Source organism: Kitasatospora sp. NE20-6 (genome assembly GCF_045862635.1).
Map to the genome: position 1 here is coordinate 149,260 of NZ_BPRL01000010.1, position 15,679 is coordinate 164,938.

The following is a 15,679-nucleotide window of genomic DNA, read 5'->3' on the forward strand; positions in this document are numbered from 1 at the left end:
GGGCCTTCCGCGCGTCATGCGTCAGCAGGTCACTGCGACTTCACGACCACCGAGCTCATGATCTTGTCGGCGAAGGTCTGCTTCTTGGCGTCCCAGAGCGGCCACAGGTAGCCGAGGCAGCAGAAGCCGTCGACGACGTGGCACAGCTTGCGGACGAAGGCCATGCCGAAGCCCAGCGGCTGGCCGTCGGCCTCGCGCAGCACCCGGATGTTGACCATCTTCTTGCCGGGGGTCTGGCCGGTGGTGCCCTCCTGGTGGATCAGCCACAGGGCGCCCGCGATGGCGATGAGCCAGCCGATGCCCATGATGGCCAGACCGAGGCCGGAGATGCCGCCGCCGGTGCAGCTGTAGGCGAAGGTGTCCGGGTCGCTGGTGCAGGTGGCCTGCTCCGCGCCGACGCCCACGCCGATGCCGTAGAGGATGCCGGTCGGCACGCCGACGATCAGGTAGTCGACGATGTACGCCGCGACCCGCGAACCCCAGCCCGCGTAGAACTGCTGCACCTGGGCGCCGTGGCCGTAGCCCGGCTGCTGCGGGATGCCGTAGCCGCCGTCGCCGTAGCCGGGGGCCGGCTGCTGCTGCGGGTAGCCGTAGCCGGGGGCCGGGGGCTGCTGCGGGTAGCCGTAGCCCGGCGCGGGCGGCGGGGGCTGCTGCGGGTAGCCGTAGCCGGGCGGCGGGGGCTGCTGGCCGTAAGGGTTGTTCGGGTCGGGCGGGTAACTCATCGGTGCCTCCGGGCAGGAAGGGTGTGGGACGGACAGCGGAGAAAACCTGCGGACGGGCAAGGAGGTCGCGCCGACCGGGTGGGACACTAGCGGACGGCCCCGACACTGCGGGGATCAATTCCCGTCGGGTACCGCGAAGTTCATGGACGCGAGATGCCGAGGCGGTTCAACTGCCACGTCCAGGCCAGCACTAAGGCCGTGCCGATCAGCGCGTTGCGGCGGCCGGTCGACAGGCCCCACCACCAGCGGCCCGGACCGAGCGGCGCGAAGAGCAGCGCCACCGCCGCGGCGACGGTCACCGGGTTCGCGGCCAGCGAGGCCGCCCAGTGGCCGTGACCGGCCTCGATGAAGACGGTCGTGCTGCCGCAGGCCGGGCAGGGGATCCCGGTGAAGCGCCGCAGCAGGCAGAGCACCCCCGGGTCGTGGGCGTCGTGCAGCTGGGCCACGGCCACCGCCGCGGCCGCACCGCCGGCACCGCGCAGCAGCACCCGCATCAGCCCGCCGGACACCGAGTCGGCCGTGCGCCGCCAACGGGCCGTCAGCGAACCGGCGGGCGAGGGCGCAGGGACGCTCACGTCGTCGGGACGCTGAGGTAGAAGACCAGGAAGCCGATGGAGGTCAGCACCGCGAGGACGTTCAGCACGATCCCGCCGACCGCCGCGTTGCGGCCCACCCCGGTCCGGTTCGACCGGTTCAGGCCGGCGATGCCGATGCCGAGGCCCACCAGGCCGAGGAAGCCGCCGTAGAAGCACGACGTCAGGATGCCGATGAAGCCGAGCACCACGGACGCGGTGGCCGCCGAGTTCGCCTGGATCACCACAGGCCCGGGCGGGACGTACGGCTGCGGCTGCTGCGGGTAGCCGTACCCCGGCTGCGGCTGCGGCTGCGGCTGCTGCGGGTGCTGGTACTGCGGTGCGCCGTACTGCGGCGTCCCGTACGGCTGCTGCGGCTGCTGGCCGTAACCGCCGTACGGGTCAGGCTGGTACGGATTGCTCACTTGGTGTTCCCCCGACGATCGTCCCCCGTGGTCCCCGATGGCCTGTCACCAGGACGTGGGCCGCAGAGATTGCTCGGGACATCGTGGCCTTACCACGCCGTGGTGTCCAGCCGCGCCCGGGTCACGGACGCAAATGTGGCGCAACCGCAACCCGATCCGTACGCTCCGTGTCCGGCGCCCCGGAGGCCTCCGCGGGCCCGTGCGGGGGGCCGTGCGGGGGGCCCGGCGGACACCGCGCCGACCGGCGCGCGGAGCCACGGCGCCCGGGTGGGCACGACGGCGCGTACGGCTGCCGGCGCGCTCCGGGGGCGGTCCCGCGGCCCGGTCCCGGGCCCGCGGCGCGGCGGCCCGCGGCGATCCGGGAGAATGGAGCCATGACTGCCCAGATTCTCGATGGCAAGGCCACCGCGGCCGCGATCAAGTCCGAACTCGCCGTCCGCGTGGCGGCCCTCAAGGAGCGGGGCGTCCTCCCCGGCCTCGGCACCGTCCTGGTCGGCGACGACCCGGGCAGCCGCTGGTACGTCAACGGCAAGCACAAGGACTGCGCCGAGGTCGGCATCGCCTCCATCCAGCGCGAACTGCCCGCCACCGCCACCCAGCAGGACGTCGAGGACGTCGTCCGCGAGCTCAACGCCGACCCGGCCTGCACCGGCTACATCGTCCAGCTGCCGCTGCCCAAGGGGCTCGACGCCAACCCCGTCCTGGAGCTGATGGACCCGGACAAGGACGCCGACGGCCTGCACCCCACCTCGCTCGGCCGCCTCGCCCTCGGCATCGAGGGCCCGCTGCCGTGCACCCCGCTCGGCATCGTCGAGCTGCTGCGCCGCCACGGCGTGCAGATCGACGGCGCCGAGGTGGTCGTGCTCGGCCGCGGTGTCACCGTGGGCCGCTCGATCGGCCTGCTGCTCACCCGCAAGAGCGAGAACGCCACCGTGACGCTGTGCCACACCGGCACCCGCGATCTCGCCTACCACCTGCGCAAGGCCGACATCGTGGTGGCCGCCGCCGGCGTGCCGCACCTCGTGAAGCCCGAGGACGTCAAGGCCGGCGCCGCCGTGCTCGACGTCGGCGTGAGCCGCAGCGAGGGCAAGATCGTCGGCGACGTGCACCCGGGTGTCGCCGAGGTGGCCGGCTGGATCTCCCCCAACCCCGGCGGGGTGGGCCCGATGACCCGCGCCATGCTGCTCAACAACATCGTCGTGGCGGCCGAGCGCCGCGCCGGCCGCTGATCCCGGTGGGACCGGTACGGGCCGTGCGCAGCCGGCGGCGGCCGGCGAGGACCACCGGCACGCTGCCGCCGGAGGGCTCGGCGGCCGCGGCCGGCCGCAGCCACACGCTGCCCGTCCGGCAGTGGCCGATATCGCTGGTGCTGGCGGTCGCCGGGCTCGGCATCGCCGTCACCCGGTTCGGCGACTTCAAGGTCGGGCTGCTCGTGCTCGGCAGCTCGCTCCTGCTGGCCGCGGTGCTCCGGCTCGCCCTGCCGGAGGTCGGGATGCTGGCCGTGCGCAGCCGGTTCACCGACGTCGGGGTGCTGGCGTTCCTGGGCGGGGCGGTCGTGCTGCTGACCCTGGTCGCGCAGCCGGATCCCTGGCTGCACCTGGGCGTCGTCGACGACATCGGGCGCCTGGTGGGCCGTCCGCGCCGCTGATCCCGGTGCGGTGGCGGCCGCCGGCACCGGGCCCGCCCGGGCGGCCGCCACGCCCGGGCGGGCCGGCCGGACACCGCCGCGCGCGGCCCCTCGGCGGCATCCGCCGCGGGGGGTCGCACGCTGTGTGACGCATCAGCCACGTCCGGGCGGGAGGCATACGCTTGCCTTTGCGATAACCTGACGCAGGTCTCTCGATATCGAGAGATTATCCTCGGCTCCAGTGCGCCGACGACGTGCCTGGGGCACCTGGCGATTTGCTGGAGTAGGTAGAAATGACTCGCACCCCCGTCAACGTCACCGTCACCGGAGCAGCCGGCCAGATCGGCTACGCGCTGCTCTTCCGCATCGCCTCGGGCCACCTGCTCGGCGCCGACGTGCCGGTGAACCTCCGCCTCCTGGAGATCCCGCAGGGCCTCAAGGCCGCCGAGGGCGTCGCCATGGAGCTCGACGACTGCGCCTTCCCGCTGCTGCGCAACATCACCATCACCGACTCCGCCGCGACCGCCTTCGAGGGCGCGAACGTCGGCCTCCTCGTCGGTGCCCGCCCGCGCACCGCCGGCATGGAGCGCGGCGACCTGCTGCAGGCCAACGGCGGCATCTTCGGCCCCCAGGGCAAGGCCATCAACGACAACGCCGCGGACGACATCAAGGTGCTCGTCGTCGGCAACCCGGCCAACACCAACGCCCTCATCGCGCAGCGCAACGCGCCCGACGTGCCGGCCGAGCGCTTCACCGCGATGACCCGCCTCGACCACAACCGTGCCGTCGCGCAGCTGGCGAAGAAGGCCGGCGTCACCGTCGAGGACGTCAAGAAGGTCACCATCTGGGGCAACCACTCCGCCACCCAGTACCCCGACCTCTTCCAGGCCGAGATCGCCGGCAAGAGCGGCTTCGAGGCCACCGGCTCCGACCAGGCCTGGGTCGAGAACGACTTCATCCCGACCGTCGCCAAGCGCGGTGCGGCGATCATCGAGGTCCGCGGCGCCTCCTCCGCCGCGTCGGCCGCCAACGCCGCCATCGACCACGTGTACACCTGGGTCAACGGCACCGCGGCCGGCGACTGGACGTCCATGGGCATCGTCTCCGACGGCTCGTACGGCGTGCCGGAGGGCCTGATCTCCTCGTTCCCGGTCACCACCGCGAACGGCTCGTTCGAGATCGTCCAGGGCCTGGAGCTCTCCGACTTCTCGCGCGCCCGCATCGACGCCTCCGTCCAGGAGCTCGCCGAGGAGCGCGACGCGGTCGCCGAGCTCGGCCTCATCTGAGCCGACGCACGACCCGCGCCGCCGCAGCGGCAACGACGGCCGGACGCCCCCCGGGGCGCCCGGCCGTTCCGCGTCGTCACGGCTTCTACACTCGGGCCGTGGCAGAAACTCTCGGGGACGCCGCGCTCGTCCTCGTCTTCATCATGCTGGGCGGACTCTTCAACGTCGCCGAGATCTCCCTGATCTCGCTCCGCGAGGGCCAGATCCGCGCCCTCGAATCCGTCGGCACCCGGCGGGCGGCCCGCGCCGCGCACCTCGCCGCCGACCCGAACCGCTTCCTGGCGGCCGTGCAGGTCGGGGTGACCTGCATGGGGTTCCTCTCCGCGGCCTTCGGCGCCGACACCCTCGCGGGCAAGGTCGCACCGCTCTTCGTCGGCCTGGGCCTGTCCGCGGGGGTCGCCGACGCCGTCGCCCTGGTCGGCCTCACCCTGGTCATCAGCTACGCCTCCCTCGTCCTCGGCGAGCTCACCCCCAAGCGCATCGGCCTGCAGCGCGCCGACTCCATCGCGGTGCTCGCCGCACCCGTGGTCGACGTCATGTCGGTGGTGCTGCGGCCGGTGATCTGGCTGCTCGGCCACTCCACCAACCTCATGGTCCGGCTGTTCGGCGGCGACCCGGCGGCCGGCCGCGGCTCGATGAGCTCCGAGGAGCTGCGCGGACTGGTCGCCGCCAACACCGAGCTCGGCAGCGACGAGCGGGCGCTGATCAACGACGTCTTCGCGGCGGGCGAGCGCCAGCTGCGCGAGGTGATGAAGCCCCGCACCGAGGTGACCTTCCTCGACGCCGAGCGCCTCGTCTCCGAGGTCCGGCCGGAGACCGACTCCGCCCCGCACTCCCGCTACCCGGTCGTCGAGGGCTCGTACGACGCGGTGACCGGCTTCGTGCACGTCCGCGACCTCTACGGCGCGCGCGGCGTGCAGGCCGTGCGGGTGCGCGACCTGACCCGCCCGGTCAAGCTGCTGCCCGCCACCAAACGGGTGCTGGAGGCGATGGGCGAGATGCGGCGCGAGGGCCACCACCTGGCCATCGTCGTCGACGAGTACGGCGGCACCGCGGGCATCGTCACCCTGGAGGACCTCGTCGAGGAGGTCGTCGGCGAGATCCGCGACGAGTACGACGCCCTCGACACCACCGCCACCCGCCGCCTCGCGGGCGGCGGCATGGAGCTCGACGGCCTGCTCAACCTCGCCGACTTCACCGGCGAGACCGGCGTCGTGCTGCCCGAGGGCCCGTACGAGACGGTCGCCGGCTTCCTCGTCCGCGAGCTCGGCCGGCTGCCCGAGCCGGGCGACCAGGTGGCCACCGGCGACGGTGTCCTGCTGACCGTGGCGAAGCTCGACGGGCGCCGGATCGAGCGGATCCGGGTGAGTGCCGTCACACCGGCCGAAGCTCACGCGGAAGATGTTTCCTGAGTGGTCGGTGAAACTGGAACAATGGCCCGCATGGTCAACGCAGCGGTCGCAGGTCCGGTCAAGGATCGTCCCCGGGTGCTCTCCGGGATCCAGCCCACCTCGGGCTCGTTCCACCTCGGCAACTACCTCGGTGCCGTCCAGCAGTGGGTCGCCCTGCAGGACGACAACGACGCCTTCTACATGGTGGTCGACCTCCATGCGATCACCGTCGAGCAGGACCCCGCGCAGCTCCGGCAGAACACCCGGGTCTCCGCGGCCCAGCTGCTCGGCGCCGGCCTCGACCCGGAGCGCTGCACGCTCTTCGTCCAGTCCCACGTGCCCGAGCACGCGCAGCTCGGCTGGGTGATGAACTGCCTGACCGGCTTCGGCGAGGCCTCCCGGATGACCCAGTTCAAGGACAAGTCGTCCAAGCAGGGCAGCGACCGCACCACCGTCGGCCTCTTCACCTACCCGATCCTCCAGATCGCCGACATCCTCCTCTACCAGGCCGACCTCGTGCCCGTCGGCGAGGACCAGCGCCAGCACCTGGAGCTCACCCGCGACCTCGCGGAGCGCTTCAACAGCCGCTACGCGCCCACGTTCACCCTGCCGAAGCCGTACATCCTCAAGGAGACCGCCAAGATCCTGGACCTCCAGGACCCGTCGGCCAAGATGAGCAAGTCGGCCTCCTCCACCAAGGGCCTGGTCAACCTGCTGGACGACCCCAGGGCCAGCGCGAAGAAGTTCAAGAGCGCCGTCACCGACACCGGCACCGTCGTCTCGTACGACGAGGAGGAGAAGGCCGGCGTCTCCAACCTGCTGCGCATCCACTCCGCGCTGAGCGGGCAGTCGGTCGACGCGCTGGTGGAGCACTTCGAGGGCCGGATGTACGGCGCGCTCAAGACCGAGCTGGCGGAGCTGTTCACCGAGTGGGTCACGCCGTTCCAGGCCCGCACCCAGGGTTACCTGGACGACCCGGCGGAGCTCGACCGGGTGCTCGGCCTCGGCGCCGAGAAGGCCCGCGAGGTGGCGTCCGAGACGCTCGCCACGGTCTACGACCGCATCGGCTTCCTGGTGCCCAAGCGCTGATGCGGCAGACGGCCGGACCCGTTCCCGACGGCGGCGGTCTCCCGGGGCTCACGGAGCTCCCGGAGACCGTCACCATCGGCGTGTCGATATCCGTCCCGGACCCGTACGGCACGGAGATCCAGGACGCCCGCGCGGCCCACGGCGACCCGCGTGCCCGTTCCATACCCACCCACGTGACCCTGCTGCCGCCGACCGGGGTGCCGACGGCGCTGCTGCCGGAGATCGAGGCGCACCTGGTGGAGGTCGCGGCCGCGCACCGGCCGTTCCCGATGCTGCTCCGGGGCAGCGGCACGTTCCGGCCGGTCTCGCCGGTGGTGTTCGTCAGGGTGGAGGGCGGTGCGCAGGAGTGCCGTGCGCTGGAGGCCGCGGTCCGTTCCGGGCCGCTGGCCCGTGAGCTCGCCTTCCCGTACCACCCGCACGTCACCGTCGCGCACGACCTCGCCGAGGAGGTCCTCGACGAGGCGTACGAGAAGGCCCGCGGCTTCTCGGCGGAGTTCACCGTGCCCGGGTTCGGGCTCTCCCGGTTCGGTCCGGACGAGGTCTGGCGGCCCTGGCGCGGCTACGCGTTCGGCGGGTAGCCGCGCCGGGGCGGGCCGGTCAGGCGCGACGGTCCCCGGCCCGCGACCGGCGGGCCGGGATCAGCGCCAGGCAGAACGGCGCGATGAAGAGCGGCGCCACCATGTAGCGGTACAGCGGTGCCGGGTTGGCCGCGAGCACGGTCAGCTGGAAGCCGACCATGACGCCGGCCAGCGCGTACGCCGACCGCAGCCGGCGGCCGCGGGCGAACAGCACGATCGCCGCGTAGCCGAGGTAGCACCAGGTCGCGCCGCGGAAGAGGATCCAGTCGAGCTGCCTGGCCTTGGCGGCGTTGTACCAGAACACCGCGACGTGCCGCAGCTTGGTCGAGACCGGGTGGGCGTACACCGCGGTGCGGTTCGGGTTGGACGCCATCGGCTGGCCGGCCGCGGCGACGCCGTACAGGTCCTTCGGGGCCGGCGCCGGGTCGCCGATCCAGGTGTACGCGTTCTTCTCGGCGGGGCCGGGGAACGGCGCCCACGCGATGTGGCCGCGGCAGATCCGCGCGTTCATGATCAGGTCGGGGCGCTGCTTCGCGACCTTCGTCCAGATCGCCATCAGCCGGTCGTTGACGCGCTCGGCGGCCGGCCGGTCGAAGTTCCAGGCCAGCACCAGCTGGTCGGAGACGAAGCAGTTGCTGCCGCCCCGCGTCCAGTCCTCCAGCGGGGTGACCTGCGCCATCACCCGCCGGTCGGCCGCGCTGAAGAGCGCGGGCTGGGCGGCGTACGCCACCGCCACGTCGTGGTAGTTCAGCGAGTACACCGAGCTCTTCGCGGGCTGCTTGATCCCGACCGCCGGGTAGACCACCAGCTGGCACAGCAGCGACACGCCGACGGCGAACAGCGTCAGCACGGTGAGCCGCGCCCGCCGCCCGCGGATCGCGACGGCCAGCGCCAGGCCGGCGATCAGCGCCACGCCCAGGCCGTTGTTGCGGAACAGGCCGAGGCCCACCAGCGCCGCCGTGAGGATCCACCAGTCCGCCCGGCCCGCCTTGCGGGCGACCAGCCGCACCGACGCCGCGAACACCAGGACGGCGCACAGCGTGAACGGCACGTCCTTCCAGATGTAGACCACGAACGCACCGGTCGGCGGTGCCACGGCCAGGACCAGCGCGATCGGCGCCGTCCACCGGCCCCGGGCGCCCAGCCCGCGCATCGCGACGCAGGTGTAGGCCAGCGCCGAGGACGCCAGCACCGTCTGGGCCAGCGTCAGCACCGCGAGCCGGCCCGGCAGGTGCACGGCCAGCCACACCAGCGCGTTGTACGCCACCGAGTGGTCCGAGGTCCAGATCCCGCTCGTCACCTGGGAGACGTACACGGCGGAGTCGTAACTGGTCAGCCCCGGGGAGAACGCGGCCCACCACACCAGCAGCACCAGCTGGACCCCGACCCCGACGGCCAGCGGCAGCCGCCAGCGGTCCGGCACGCGCCGTGCGTGCCGTGCGTGGTCCCAATCCTCGGCCCTGGAGCCGTCGAGAAGTGCGGTCATCGGTCTGCCTAGATTCGCCGGGACGGAGGTGGGCCCACCCTACCCGTGGACCCGAACTCCTGATCGGGTGCGGTGGGGTCGGCGTACGGGACGGTCCGTGTCCCGCGGGGGCCGCCCCACGGGCGTGCCCGGGCCGGAACCCGGGGACGCCCGTGCGGCCGGCCGTGTCGGGGCGGGCTCAGCCGAGCGCGAGCATCCGGTCCACCACGCGGGCGGCGGCGGCACCGTCGTCCAGGTGGCAGTGGACCGACCGGAACCGCGCGTACGCCTCCGCGTACGCCGCCGTGACCCGGCCCGGCCCGGCCACGTCGCGCAGCGCGGCCACCAGCTCCTCCGAGGTCGGGACGAGCGGCCCCGGCGCCTCGGCCTCGAAGTCGAAGTAGAAGCCGCGCAGCGTGTCCCGGTAGTGCTCCAGGTCGTACGTGAAGAACAGGATCGGCCGGCCGGTGATCGCGAAGTCGAACATGATCGACGAGTAGTCGGTCACCAGCACGTCCGCGGCCAGCAGCAGCTCCTGGACGTCCGGGTAGTCGCCGACGTCGAAGAGGAACCCGTCACCGGCGCCCGGCAGCGGCTCCCGGACGTGCGCGTGCGGCCGCACCAGCAGCACGTGGTCGTCGCCGAGCGCGGCCCGCGCGGCCGCCACGTCGAGCCGCAGCCCCAGCTCGAAGCCGTCGCCGTTGGCGCGCTGCTGGTCCTCCCGCCAGGTCGGCGCGTACAGCACGATCCGCTTGCCGTCCGGCACCCCGAGCCGCCGGCGGACGGCGTCCGCACCCGGGCCGCCGGAGAGCACGTCGTTGCGCGGGTAGCCGGACTCCAGCACCTCGCCCTCGTAGCGGAACGCCCGCCGCAGCACCGGTGTCGCGAAGGAGCTCGGCGAGACCAGCACGCTCCACTGCGGCACCTCCCGGGCGAGCGCCTCCAGGTAGCCGTGGTCGGCCAGCCAGGCGTTGTCGACGTCGTGGGCGATCCGCTTCAGCAGCGAGCCGTGCCAGGTCTGCACGACCACCTGGCCCTCGCGGCGCTCCAGGAAGTCCGGGAAGTGCGTGTTGCCCACCAGGTAGCGGCAGGTCGCCAGCGCCTCGTACCACTCGGCGCTGTGCGACCGCACCGCGATGGCACCCGCCGGCACCTCGGCCTGCGCGTCGTCGACCACCCACAGGTGCTCCACCGGCGCACCCCGCCGCAGCAGCTCGGCGTGCACGGCCTTCGGCGAGTCCGCGTAGCCGCGGCCGCCGAAGACGTCGTACAGCACCGCGTCGCGCAGCGGCCGCTCCCGGGCCGACCGGTAGCCGGTCGTCCGCAGCTGCTCCTGCGCGTACGCGCTGCGCTCGGCCGCGCCGAGCACCGGGGTGGAGTCGAGGACCAGGGTGTCGTGCCAGCGGCGCTGCAGCAGGACGTGCTTGCCGCCGCCGGCCGTGACGGAGACGGGCAGGCCGGCGAGCGCGGCGGGCGCGAGCATCAGCGACTGCTCGCCCTGCGGGTCGCCGGCGGGCCGCAGCCGCAGGTCCCACACGCCCTGCCGGAGCGGGTGCAGGACGCCGTCGGACGCGCGGACGGAGGCCGGCAGGTGCACGGTGGCGCGCTCGGCCCGGGGGACGGGCAGCCGGACCTCACCGGTGCCGTTCCCGTGCCGCAGGACGAGTTCGAGCGGGCCGTCGCCGGGGAGCAGCGCGTGCACCGCGAGGTCGAAACCGCCCTCGGCCGGGGTGACGCTCCCGACCAGGACGCCGCCCTGCTGCACGCACAGCTGCAGGTACCCGTCGGAGAGCTGCTTGACCTGCAGGACACGGCCGGTGCCGGGCAGGTCGTGCAGCGCGGCGAGCGGACCCTCCCGGTCGTCGAGCACCGCCCGGACGGTGCTGCCGTCGGGCAGCAGGAACTCGGTGTCCCAGTGCTCGGACTCCTCGGTGCCCCGGCCGTCCCCGGTGAGCCCGGCGAGGGGCAGGTCCGCGGTGAACGCGCCGTCGGCGAGGGCGGTGGCGAGCACCAGCTCGGCCCCCGACCCCCGGTGGCGGACCCGCAGCACGCTGTCCGCCGGAAGGGCGGCGGCCCGGCCGCCGAACCGCAGGACGGCGTCCGTGACGGCGGCGGAGGTGATCCGCGCCCGCACGTTCTCGACCCGCAGGCGCAGCCCCTGGTCGGTGAAGTGGGGCACGATCCGGACGTCCCGGTCGACCCACTGCGGCACCGGGTACTCGCCGGACCCGCACCAGTGCGGGGCCAGCGGACCCGTGTGGCGGCGGAGGCCCGCCCGCAGGACGGCGCCGACCCGCCAGGTGCTGTTGCGCCACTCGCCGCGCCGCATCAGCCGCCGCGGGTCCACGACGGCGGTGAAGCCCGACCAGTCGTGGTTGAAGCGGCTCTGCCCGCTCTCGTCGGTCGCCTCCGGCAGGTGCACCTGCCGGGTGCGGACCCGCAGCGGGCGGGAGCGTCCGCCCGTCTCCAGGACGAGCGAGGTGAACCCCGCGGCGAGTCTGCCGGTGCTCCGGTCGCCGGGGTGGGCGAAGCCGGTGATCTCCAGGCCGGCGTCCGTCCAGCGGAGCGCGCGGGCGCCGAAGACGGGGGAGAGGTCGGGCTCCGCGTCCTGGACCGGGCCGGTGGCGGCTTCGGCGGGCGCGGCGGTGGTCGTGGTCATCTGGGACGGCTCTCCGAGACACTGGCGGCCGGGTGGGGCCGGCGGCCCGCGTCGTGTCGGTTGGGGGAGGGCCGGGGGAGCGGCGACGGCACTGACGGGACCTGCGGATGTCATCTCACACCGCTGCCGACGCGCAGGTCAACCAGCAGTTTCTGCGAATTTCCCCAGGGAGGAGCGGATGCGTCGAGCCCGAACCGGCGGCCGGGGGGATCACCCGCCCCCGGCCGCCGGCCGTGCTCAGCCCAGCAGCGCGTCGGCGACGCGCGCCGCGGCCCGGCCGTCGTCGAGGTCGCCGTACACCTCGCGGAACGCGGCGTACGCGTCGGCGTGCTCCGCCGTGACCCGGTCGACCCGCCCGAGGGCCTCGACCAGGGCCTCCGAGGTGGCCAGCAGCGGACCGGGCGCCGAGGCCTCGAAGTCGAAGCTGAAACCGCGCAGGTTGTCGCGGTAGTGCTCCAGGTCGTACGTGAAGAAGAGGATCGGCCGGCCGGTGTTCGCGAAGTCGAACATCACCGAGGAGTAGTCGGTGACGAGGACGTCGGCGACCAGCAGCAGCTCCGCCGCGTCGGGGTAGGTGGAGACGTCCCAGACGTAGCCGTTGCCGGCGTCCGCGACCTGCCCGCACACCATGTCGTGCGTGCGGACCAGCAGCACCTGGTCGTCGCCGAGCGCCTCCCGGGCGGCGGCCAGGTCGAGCCGCAGGTCGAACTGGTAGCCGCCCTGCGGGCGCCGCCGGTCCTCGCGGAACGTCGGCGCGTACAGCACCACCTTCTTGCCCTCGGGCAGGCCGAGGCGCTCGCGCACCCGCTCCGCGGTCTTCTCGCGGTCGGCCGCGAAGAGCACGTCGTTGCGCGGGTAGCCGGACTCGACGACCTCGCCCTCGTAGCGGAAGGCACGCCGCAGCGCGGTCGTGGAGTACCGGTTCGGCGAGACCAGCAGGCTCCAGTGCGGCACCTCCCGGTCGAGGTGCTTCAGGTACTCCGCGTCGGTGAACCAGATCTTCTCGAAGTCGTGCCCGATCCGCTTCAGCGGCGTGCCGTGCCAGGTCTGCAGCACGGTCTGGCCGTCGCGGCGGGTGAAGAACTCCGGCAGGTGCGTGCCGGTCACCACGTACCGCGCGGTGGCGAGCGCCTCGAACCACTCCGGGCTCCACTGGCGCACCGGCTCCGTGGTCTGCGGGAGGTCGGCCTGCATGTCCTCGGAGGTCCACAGGTGACGCAGCGGAGCCCCGCGGCGCACGAGCTCCTCGTGGATCGCCCGGGCCGAGTCCGCGTACCGGCTGCCGAGCGGGCCGATGTACAGCACGGTGTCGGTCAGCGGCCGGGACTGGAGGTCCGGGAACCCCTTGCGGAGCCGGCGCTGGCCGTAACCGCTGCGCTCCTCCGGCAGGAGGTCCTGGTGCGACTCCAGCGAGAGCCGGTCGAAGTCGCGGCGCTCCAGGGTGATCCGCTTGCCGCGGGCCTCGACCTCCAGCGGCAGCGCGGTGTGGCACGCGGTGGCGAGCAGCGCGGTCGGCCAGAACGCGTCGGCGTCGGCGCCGTCCGGGCGGAAGTAGACCTCCCAGGTGCCCTTGGCGAGCGGCACGTCGCCGGCGAAGGAGGCGGTGGGGACGGCCGGCAGGGCGGCGCGGAACCGGCCGTCGGTGATCTCGACCGGGTAGCGGTGCTCCTCCTCGCGCCAGTTGTGGCGGATCACCAGCTCGTAGCGGTGCGTGCCGGCGAGCGGGAAGGAGCCGCTGATCAGGAAGCCCTCGGTGCCGGAGGCGGCGGTGATCTCGTCGATCACGGGCTGCAGCACCTGGTCGTTGAACTGCAGGTACCCGCTGGGGGAGGCCTTCGTGTACAGCGCCCGGGTGTCCGCCTCGATCGGCAGGTCGAGCTGCTCGGGGTGCTCGCGGTCGTCGAGGACGACGGGCACGGTGGTGCCGTCGGCGAGCCGCAGCTCGGTGTCCCAGCGGTCGCGCAGGCGCTCGGCGGAGAGCGGGTCGAGGGCGTCCCAGGCCTCGCGGACGGCGGTCAGGTCCGCCACCGGGAACGTCGCGGTGAACGGCACCTCACGGCCGACGGGCGCGGTCAGCTCCAGCGGGAAGAGGAGGTCGCGGTCGGACTCGACGTGCAGCAGCCGCAGCTGCGCCCCGGCGAGGTCCAGGCCGGAGACGGCCCGGCCGGTGAGGGTGACGCGGCCCCGCTCGGCGGTGACGGCCGAGACCCTCGCCCGCACCTTCTCGACGCGCAGGTTGACGTGGTTGTCCTTGAGCCACGGCACGACGCGGACGTCCTGCTCGACCCAGTGGGTGGGCAGGTACTCGGCGCTGTCGCTCCAGCCGCCGGAGATCCGGCCCTTGTACACGCCGCCCTTGCCGACACCGGCCACGAGCACCCGCCAGGAGCCCTCGCGCCAGTTGCCGCGGTGCTTGAGCCGCTTCGGGTCGATCACGGCGGAGAAGCCCGCCCAGTCGCAGCTGTACAGGTCGTGCGGGGAGCTGGCGGTCGCCTCCGGGGCGAACTGCGCCTTGGCGGGCACGGCCAGCACCCGGCGGCCCTTGGCCTCGCGCAGCACCAGCACCCGCACCATGTCGGAGCGGTTCTCCACGCCCAGGTGCTCGGGGAAGGCGTGCCCGGTCAGCCGCAGCCGGCCGTCCTCCCACGCGGACTCGTAGAGGCGGCTGCGCATGACGAGCGCGTTGTCGAGGCGCAGCACGTCGGCGGGCACGCTCCTGCGGCCGCCGCGCAGGAACGGGTAGTCGGCGTAGGCGCGGAGCAGGCCGCGGGCCGGGGCGGCGCCGTTGCTGTCCTTCTCGAAGCTCAGCTGCTCGACGAACTCGTCCATCCGGCCCTGCAGGGTCAGGTGGTACTTGAGCCGCAGCGGCGCCCGCAGCTTGCGGATCTGCTCCGGCCCGATGGCCCGCAGCAGCCGGCCCACGCACTCCTGGTAGGCGTCCCGGTACGGCTTGTCGCCGTCGAGGACGGACCAGAAGAACATCGGGATCTCCTCGACGAGGTTGTTCTCGTCGTAGGTGCGCAGGTAGCGCTTGAACTTCGGGTCGGTCTGCTTCAGCAGCCAGGCCCGGACGAGCTCCATCGAGGTGACCCGGTCGACGAGGCCCTTGGGGTTGGTCTTCATCTGCGTGATCGACATCTCGCCGACCTCGCGCTCGCGCCAGTGGTAGATCGGCTCGGAGAGCACGTCGACACTGGTGGCGAGGTAGTGGTGCGGCACGCTGACGGGGGCGTCCTCGTAGAGGATGCCCTCGGGGTAGAGGACGCCCGCGCCGTCGAAGAAGCTGCGCCGGTAGACCTTGTTCCAGGCGGTGCGGTCGGTGACCAGGCTGGGGATCTCGGTGATGTGCGTCCGCAGCCGGGTCTCCCGGAACGGCTTGCGGTGCCCGCCCGACTGGTAGTAGCCGACGGCGCGGAAGCGCTGCACGTTGCCGGTGCAGAAGTCCGAGCCGGTCTCGTCGAGGGTGCCGATCATCAGCTCGTACGCGCTGGGCGGCAGGGTGTCGTCGCTGTCGACGAACGCGAGGAACTCCGTGCCGTCGGCGATGTGGCGGTAACCGGTGTTGCGGGCCGCGCCGAGGCCCTTGTTCTCCTGCCGGACGAGCCGGAAGCGGGAGTCCTTGGCGGCGTACGCCTCGGCGATCGCGGCGCTGCCGTCCTTGGAGCCGTCGTCGACCATCACGCACTCCAGGTCCGTGAAGGTCTGGGCCGCGATGGAGTCGAGGCATTCCTCGAGGTAGCGCTCGACGTTGTAGATCGGGACGACGACGGACAGTCGAGGGGCCATCGGGGTTGCGGGCCTTTCATCGGGGGCGCCGGCCGCGGGTGAATCGGCACAGATGTACGGAGATCCTACCGTCCGCCGC

At 73.1% G+C, this 15,679-nt stretch carries 12 protein-coding genes; 6 read left to right on the forward strand and 6 right to left on the reverse strand.

The annotated features are described in order from the left end of the window. Window positions 1-29 precede the first annotated feature (29 nt). The 3 genes from SNE206_RS11475 to SNE206_RS11485 form a co-directional block, all read right to left on the reverse strand. Entirely contained in the window at window positions 30-722 is a 693-nt protein-coding gene (locus SNE206_RS11475) for an RDD family protein (RefSeq protein ID WP_407913186.1), read from the reverse strand. Window positions 723-862: 140 nt separating this feature from the next. Next, window positions 863-1,297 (reverse strand): DUF2752 domain-containing protein, encoded by a 435-nt coding sequence (locus SNE206_RS11480; RefSeq protein WP_407913187.1) that lies wholly within the window; start codon window positions 1,295-1,297, stop codon window positions 863-865. Next, window positions 1,294-1,719, reverse strand: a complete 426-nt coding sequence (locus tag SNE206_RS11485) for a hypothetical protein (protein ID WP_407913188.1) — start codon at window positions 1,717-1,719, stop codon at window positions 1,294-1,296. The genes SNE206_RS11480 and SNE206_RS11485 overlap by 4 nt, the downstream gene beginning before the upstream one ends. Before the next feature lie 374 nt (window positions 1,720-2,093). Between SNE206_RS11485 and SNE206_RS11490 the strand changes: the two genes are divergently transcribed. From SNE206_RS11490 to SNE206_RS11515, 6 genes are all read left to right on the forward strand, one after another. Further along, window positions 2,094-2,948 (forward strand): bifunctional methylenetetrahydrofolate dehydrogenase/methenyltetrahydrofolate cyclohydrolase, encoded by an 855-nt coding sequence (locus SNE206_RS11490; protein ID WP_407913189.1) that lies wholly within the window; start codon window positions 2,094-2,096, stop codon window positions 2,946-2,948. A 23-nt stretch (window positions 2,949-2,971) separates the two neighbouring features. After that, the gene (locus SNE206_RS11495) at window positions 2,972-3,367 is read left to right on the forward strand and encodes a DUF3017 domain-containing protein (RefSeq protein WP_407913190.1); all 396 of its coding nucleotides are present in this window, start codon (window positions 2,972-2,974) and stop codon (window positions 3,365-3,367) included. 272 nt (window positions 3,368-3,639) lie between these two features. Then, complete coding sequence (locus SNE206_RS11500) at window positions 3,640-4,632, forward strand: malate dehydrogenase (protein ID WP_405012971.1); 993 nt, start codon at window positions 3,640-3,642, stop codon at window positions 4,630-4,632. Window positions 4,633-4,730: 98 nt separating this feature from the next. Then, window positions 4,731-6,044 (forward strand): hemolysin family protein, encoded by a 1,314-nt coding sequence (locus tag SNE206_RS11505; RefSeq protein WP_407913191.1) that lies wholly within the window; start codon window positions 4,731-4,733, stop codon window positions 6,042-6,044. A 30-nt stretch (window positions 6,045-6,074) separates the two neighbouring features. Next, a complete protein-coding gene (gene trpS / locus SNE206_RS11510; RefSeq protein WP_407913192.1) occupies window positions 6,075-7,112 on the forward strand; it encodes a tryptophan--tRNA ligase in 1,038 nt (345 codons plus the stop codon). After that, a complete protein-coding gene (locus SNE206_RS11515) occupies window positions 7,112-7,690 on the forward strand; it encodes a 2'-5' RNA ligase family protein (protein WP_407913193.1) in 579 nt (192 codons plus the stop codon). Before trpS ends, SNE206_RS11515 begins: the two co-directional genes overlap by 1 nt. Before the next feature lie 19 nt (window positions 7,691-7,709). On the opposite strand, the gene SNE206_RS11520 is transcribed toward SNE206_RS11515, so the two are convergent. From SNE206_RS11520 to SNE206_RS11530, 3 genes are all read right to left on the reverse strand, one after another. Next, window positions 7,710-9,176 carry a hypothetical protein gene (locus SNE206_RS11520; RefSeq protein ID WP_407913194.1) on the reverse strand — a complete coding sequence of 489 codons (1,467 nt, stop codon included), beginning with the start codon at window positions 9,174-9,176 and terminating at the stop codon, window positions 7,710-7,712. Between the two features lie 178 nt (window positions 9,177-9,354). After that, the gene (locus SNE206_RS11525; protein WP_407913195.1) at window positions 9,355-11,814 is read right to left on the reverse strand and encodes a CDP-glycerol glycerophosphotransferase family protein; all 2,460 of its coding nucleotides are present in this window, start codon (window positions 11,812-11,814) and stop codon (window positions 9,355-9,357) included. 237 nt (window positions 11,815-12,051) lie between these two features. Next, on the reverse strand, window positions 12,052-15,600 hold the full coding sequence (locus SNE206_RS11530; protein WP_407913196.1) for a CDP-glycerol glycerophosphotransferase family protein: 3,549 nt from the start codon (window positions 15,598-15,600) through the stop codon (window positions 12,052-12,054). Window positions 15,601-15,679: the final 79 nt, after the last annotated feature.